The following is a 1904-nucleotide window of genomic DNA, read 5'->3' as shown; positions in this document are numbered from 1 at the left end:
GGTCGGAGCGGACGTCCAGGCCCGTGCCGCCGGCGACGTAGTTGGCCGGCGCGCTCCCCGCCACGCCGCCCACCACGGCGGCCCCCACCACGAGCAGCCCCGCCGGCAACGCCGGCAGCGGCGGCGACGGCCCGCTGCGCGGCAAGGTCGTCGTCATCGACCCCGGGCACAACCCGGGGAACTTCGCGCACACCCGGGAGATCGCCCGCCAGGTGGACGCGGGCACGCACCGCAAGGAGTGCGACACCACCGGCACGTCCACGGACGCCGGTTACACCGAGGCCGCCTTCACCCTCGATGTCTCGCGCCGGCTGCGCACACTGCTGGAGGCGCGCGGCGCGACCGTACGGTTCACGCACGACGGGGACCGCCCGTACGGGCCGTGCATCGACGAGCGAGCGCGCATCGGCAACGAGGCGAAGGCGGACGCCGTGGTCTCCGTGCACGCGGACGGCTCGGCGGTCGGCAACCGGGGCTTCCATGTGATCCTGCCGGCCGACGTGCGGGGCGGCCGCGCGGACACCTCCGCGATCGTGGGCCCGTCGCGCACGCTCGGCGAGTGGATCGCGGGCCGTTTCGTCCGCGTGACGGGGAGCGCGCCGGCCAACTACGTCGCCGGCGGCACGGGCCTGGACGTCCGCTCCGACCTGGGCGGTCTCAATCTCTCCACGGTCCCCAAGGTGTTCGTCGAATGTGGCAACATGCGTGATCCGCGCGACGCCGCCCAGCTCACCAGTGACACCTGGCGGCAGCGCGCGGCGGAAGGCATCGCGGGCGGCGTCGAGGGCTTCCTCGGCAGGTAGCGCCGGGGGCTCCCTGGGCGAGCGGCGCGGGCGGCACGGGCGGTTTTCGCGCCGCCGGGCCCGGCGACCGAAGGCCACCGGACGGGCCCGCGGCGGGCCGTCCCGGTCTTGACAAGGCTGCGGACACCCCACCCGAGCGGACGCTAGATTCATCCGTACGATGGGGTGCCACCCCCGCGCCCATGCACCGCATGCACCGGCGAAGCGACGACACCGATGAGACAGACAGAGGACCTTACGTGAACATCCGCTCCCTCACTCGAGGCGACGGCGTGGTGATCGGAGCAGCGGTGTTGCTGTTCATCGCCTCGTTCCTCGATTACTACTCCCTTGACTGCGGCAGCAGGTCCTGCGGCAAGGACGACAACATCCCGAACCTGTGGGACTCGGACCTGTTCCCGGTGCTGCCGTCGGTGGTCCTCGCCGGGGTGATCGCCGCACTGCTGATCGTCGCGGCCCGTTTCCTGCCCGCCGGCCGCAAGGTCGGCGGCCTCGCGCTGGACCAGTGGGGCGCCGCGCTCGCGGTGTTCTCCGCGTGGACCGCGCTGTGGACGATGTTCGGCGGCCCGTTCTCGGGTGAGCGCAGCTTCGGGATGGGCGTCACGGTCGAGTTCGAGGTGGGCCTCGGCCGCATTCTCGCGCTGGTCGCCACGGTGCTGCTGGCGCTGATCGCGCTGCTGGGCTCGCGCGTTCCGGCGCTGAAGGCCCCGCTGCTGGGTGCGCCGCGCCCGCAGGCGCCGTCCCCGTACGGCGCGCCGCAGCCGGGCTACGGCTACCCCGCCCAGCAGGGCGCCCAGCCCGGCTACGGCTACCCGGGCCAGACGGCCGCGCCGTCCCCGTACGGTGCCGCCCAGCCCGCCGGCGTGGACCCGGCGGCCGGCCCGGCCACCGGTCAGACCGGCGCGGCCCAGCCGGGCGCCGCGGCCCCGGCCCAGCCGGCGGCGGAGTTCGCCCCGTTCTGGTTCGCGGTCCCGGTGACCCGCCCGCTGTACGCGGAGGACGGTTCGCCGACCCCGATCGCCGAGCTGGCGCCCGGCACCTGGTACCTCGCGGTGGACCAGCGGGGTCAGGCGCTCGTGGCGCAGACGCAGGACGGCCGGC

Annotated in this window: 2 protein-coding genes; both read left to right on the top strand. The window is 74.7% G+C overall.

Features of this window, described 5'->3' with window-relative positions:
* Positions 1–41: 41 nt before the first annotated feature.
* Complete coding sequence (locus tag ACSNOD_RS30840; RefSeq protein ID WP_436770378.1) at positions 42–803, top strand: N-acetylmuramoyl-L-alanine amidase; 762 nt, start codon at positions 42–44, stop codon at positions 801–803.
* Positions 804–1042: 239 nt separating this feature from the next.
* A partial coding sequence (locus ACSNOD_RS30835; protein WP_436770377.1) for a hypothetical protein occupies positions 1043–1904 on the top strand: 862 nt, incomplete at its 3' end.

This window comes from Streptomyces sp. URMC 123, assembly GCF_051386515.1.
Lineage (GTDB): Bacteria > Actinomycetota > Actinomycetes > Streptomycetales > Streptomycetaceae > Streptomyces.
Note: the sequence above shows the minus strand (reverse complement) of the source record. Positions and strands in the feature narration are given on the sequence as shown.